Origin of the sequence: Desulfonatronospira sp. (assembly GCA_003563255.1) — a bacterium.
Lineage (GTDB): Bacteria > Desulfobacterota > Desulfovibrionia > Desulfovibrionales > Desulfonatronovibrionaceae > Desulfonatronospira.
Window position 1 is genome coordinate 1 of record PWSL01000131.1, and the last position, 3,854, is coordinate 3,854.

The 3,854-nt window shown below is 52.2% G+C and carries 3 protein-coding genes and 1 pseudogene; 2 read left to right on the plus strand and 2 right to left on the minus strand.

The features are described from left to right. Positions 1-1,497: pseudogene (locus QZP87_RS03625) on the plus strand (hypothetical protein); the annotation flags it as partial. 63 nt (positions 1,498-1,560) lie between these two features. Next, the gene (locus QZP87_RS03630) at positions 1,561-2,856 is read left to right on the plus strand and encodes a glycosyltransferase (RefSeq protein WP_291321554.1); all 1,296 of its coding nucleotides are present in this window, start codon (positions 1,561-1,563) and stop codon (positions 2,854-2,856) included. A 218-nt stretch (positions 2,857-3,074) separates the two neighbouring features. Here the strand turns inward: QZP87_RS03630 and QZP87_RS03635 are convergent, their stop codons facing one another. Continuing rightward, positions 3,075-3,248 carry a hypothetical protein gene (locus QZP87_RS03635; protein ID WP_291321555.1) on the minus strand — a complete coding sequence of 58 codons (174 nt, stop codon included), beginning with the start codon at positions 3,246-3,248 and terminating at the stop codon, positions 3,075-3,077. A gap of 321 nt (positions 3,249-3,569) precedes the next feature. Continuing rightward, a partial coding sequence (locus QZP87_RS03640) for a hypothetical protein (protein WP_291321556.1) occupies positions 3,570-3,854 on the minus strand: 285 nt, incomplete at its 5' end.

A 3,854-nucleotide genomic window follows, 5' to 3' on the forward strand; every position in this document is an offset into this window, starting at 1 on the left:
CTGGAAGGCGATGTTTTGCATGGAATCCAGGAAAATGACATGCAGGAGTCTTACAAGGTCAAATGCCCCACCGGCATGGCCACGGGTGCGGCCCTTTACCGCCTGCAGCCAGGTGTTGAACGGGAACTGGACATATCCGTGCCCCTGGGGGGCGAAAAAGCCGGAACAACAGGCCGCATTTCAGGTTCCAGGGAAGCCTGGAAAAGATCGGTGCAGGGTACTGCAACCTTGAATGTTCCGGATAAAAAAATGCAGTTTATATATGACGCAGCTGTACGTTCTCTTTTACTTCTATCCGCTGATGATGTAGTTCCCGGGCCTTATACATACAAGCGTTTCTGGTTCCGGGACGCATGCCTCATGCTTAATGCCATGCTGGCCCTGGGCCTGGATGATCGTTGTGAAGTACAGATGGCCCGTTTTCCCGGGCGGCAGAAGTACAGCGGTTATTTTCATTCCCAGGAAGGGGAGTGGGATTCCAACGGCCAGGTGCTGTGGATCATGGGCCGCTTCCAGGAGTTTACCGGGCGCAGGATCAGCCGGGACTGGTGGACGGCCATGGAAAAGGCGGTTAAGTGGATAGACAGAAAAAGAATGACCAGTGAAAAGGACAAGTTGCATGCCGGGCTGCTTCCGGCAGGCTTCAGCGCTGAACACCTGGGTCCCAATGATTATTATTACTGGGACAACTTCTGGAGCCTGGCAGGACTGCGCGCAGCAGCCCGGATTGCAGAAAAGGGCCGGGATGAAAGGCTGGCCGGATATATATCCCGGATCGCGGACAGTTATCACCAGGATATACAAAAGAGTATATCTTCCATCCCGGAGCGCAGAAAACAGGGAGCGATCCCTGCCTCTCCCAACCGGCGCATGGATGCCGGAGCCATTGGCTCGCTGGTTGCGGACTATCCTTTGCAGCTATACCCGGTGGGCAGTACTGAAATACTCAATACGGCCAGGTTTCTCATTCAGAACTGCTTTCACCGGGGCGGATTTTTCCAGGACATGATCCATTCCGGGATAAACGCATACCTGACCCTGGACATTGCCCAGACCCTGTTGCGCCATCAGGAGCCTGGCTTCAGGGACCTGGTGGAGGCTGTGGCTGAAATGGCTTCGCCTACGGGGCAGTGGCCCGAAGCCATACATCCCATTACCGGAGGCGGCTGTATGGGTGACGGGCAGCACGGCTGGGCTGCAGCGGAATGGATAATGATGATGCGCAATATGTTTGTCCGGGAGGAAGAGGGCGGTCTTGTGCTTTTTTCCGGGGTTTTTCCTGAATGGATAACATCCGGACAGGAGGTTTCTTTTGGTCCGGCTCCCACTGTTTATGGAACAGTGGATCTTGCACTTTACAGGGAAGAGGGGCGGTATTTCGCATCAGTGCAGGGCAGGTGGAGAAAGGGCCTTCCTGATATCACCATTGCCGTGCCTGGCTTTGAAGAAATCCGCGAAACGGATCTTGACCGGCCTGTGCCGCTTGTGCCTTCGTAAGCATTAAAACCCAAAGCCTTGACAAAAATTATCGATTGTGAACAATACACTAATGGAAGCAGCATGAAAATATGCATGTTCACCAATACTTACCTGCCTCATGTGGGCGGGGTGGCCAGGTCCGTGGATTTTTTCGCCCGGGACATGCGAAAGATGGGCCATGAGGTGCTGGTCATCGCTCCCACCTTTCCGGGTTTGTCTCCGGGGGTGGAGGAAGAAGGCCGGGTGGTGCGTGTCCCGGCCCTGCAGAACTTCAACGGCAGCGACTTTTCCGTGCGCCTGCCGCTACCCTTTACCATAAACAGGCAACTGGAGAGGTTTCGTCCGGACATAATCCACAGCCATCACCCTTATCTCATGGGGGACTCCGCTCTGCGCATGGCCATGCAGCACGACCTGCCCCTGGTTTTTACTCATCATACCCTGTATGAGCGCTATACTCACTATGTTCCCCTGAATTCAGAGAAAATGCAGCGTTTTGTCATAGAGCTTTCCACCAAGTATGCCGATATGTGCAGCATGGTGGTGGCACCGAGTGAAAGTATAGCCCTGATGCTGGAGCAAAGGGGGGTCAATGCGCCCATAGAAGTTATACCAACCGGAGTGGACCTGGATTTTTTCGCCGCTGGAGATGGTACGGCCTTCAAAGAAGAGTTCGGCATGCAAAATGACCGTCTGGTCATCGGCCATGTAGGCCGTCTGGCCCCGGAAAAAAACCTGGAATATCTGAGCAGGGCGGTGGCTTTTTACCTGAAAAAAGACCCCGGTGCGGTCTTTCTGGTAGTAGGTGAAGGTCCAAGCAGGGAAGCTGTCCAGGAAATACTGCAGTCAGAAGGAGTCCTGAACCGGCTGATAACGGCTGGGCAGCAAAGCGGACAGAGATTGGCGGATGCCTACAGGGCCATGGATGTTTTTGTTTTCTCCTCCACCACCGAGACCCAGGGCATGGTCCTTGCCGAGGCCATGGCCGCGGGCAATCCGGTAATCGCCCTGGATGCATCCGGAGTGCGCGAGGTGGTAAGGGACGGGGAAAACGGTCGCCTGCTGGATGCTCGAAGCTCTGAACATGAGTTTGCCGAGGCTATAAAAGCGTTTGCCCGGGATAAGAGCAAGCAGGAAGAGTGGAGGCAAAACGCCCTGAAAACCGCATGCACTTTTTCCCGGGAAAGCTGCGCCGGCAGAATGGCCGGTCTATATGAGAGGGTAATAAAGGCTTTTGTCAAAAAAGACGTCCGGGCATCCCATGAGCTGGTCTCCTGGGATTCGGTACTCAAAGGCATCCGGGCCCAGTGGCAGCTTTTGTCTCACAAGACCCAGGCGGCGGTCAGCGCACTGAAGCAGGACGGGGGGCACAGGTAGGCCCTGGTTTTTGGTAATATGTTCGAGGGTAACTATTCAGTGGGGCCGATACCGGCCAGGGGACAGTCCCCGCGACACTGTTACTGCACCAATAAAACACTACCAACGATGAATTTTGTCAACCTGCACAGACAGTACATAGCGGGGGACAGTCCCCTGGCCTGGTGCCAGTAATCACCACCGAGGCCCCTGGGCAGTCCCCGGAACTCACTTTTGCATCATTCATCTTTTTTGTTTCTTCTGTCCCAGGCCTGGACGAAAAAGTAACAGGCTATGAGCCAGGGAAATATGGCCATACCCTCCATGAATCTGCCCTGGGAAAAGGAATAGGTGCTGTAAACCAGCCCGGTCAGCAAAAAAATAATCAGGAAAACTGCGAAATATTTGTTCATATCAAGGATTATATAACATTTTCAATATGTGTCGTACAAGCCAAGTGGCTTACTCCTGAAACCCTGCCTGCCCGGTTAAACAAATCCGAAGGATTTCCTGCAAAGCAGGGTTTAACTGGGGCCTGCCCTGTTAAACCGGGGTCCCCTATGGGGTGTTTAACACGGGTGAACTTCGTGTCTTTGTGGTTCAATATTCTTCTTCTTTGGGTTGCGGGCACAGCCCGCGTTGGATAATATTGAATATAAGATTATAAGCATATTCCTGTCAAATTAAGCGGGGGCAGTCCTTTTTTGGAACAGGGGTATCACTAAGGCGAGACTTTATTTAATTTGAGAGTTCAAAGTTCCTGGTTCTTCGTTCCTGGTTGTATGAAATAAGGTCAATAAATTTGAATAGATACCTGGTCTGGACCAAAAGATATTTTGATCTGCCAAAAAAGCTAATAAAAATAAATGGTTACAAAAAAATTTTTGACTGTCCAGATAATAACCCTCTTTACTGTCTTCAACTTTGGAAGTAAGTAATAATAACCTATACGTTGCCTTATTGTTCCCACGCTCCGCGTGGGAACATTCTTCGGACGCTCCGCGTCCAAAATGATCCAG

Bases quoted from the DNA above. Each gene is read 5' to 3' on its own strand.
- QZP87_RS03630 (WP_291321554.1), top strand. From the start codon at position 1,561: ATGAAAATATGCATGTTCACCAATACTTACCTGCCTCATGTGGGCGGG.
- QZP87_RS03635 (WP_291321555.1), bottom strand. From the start codon at position 3,248: ATGAACAAATATTTCGCAGTTTTCCTGATTATTTTTTTGCTGACCGGG.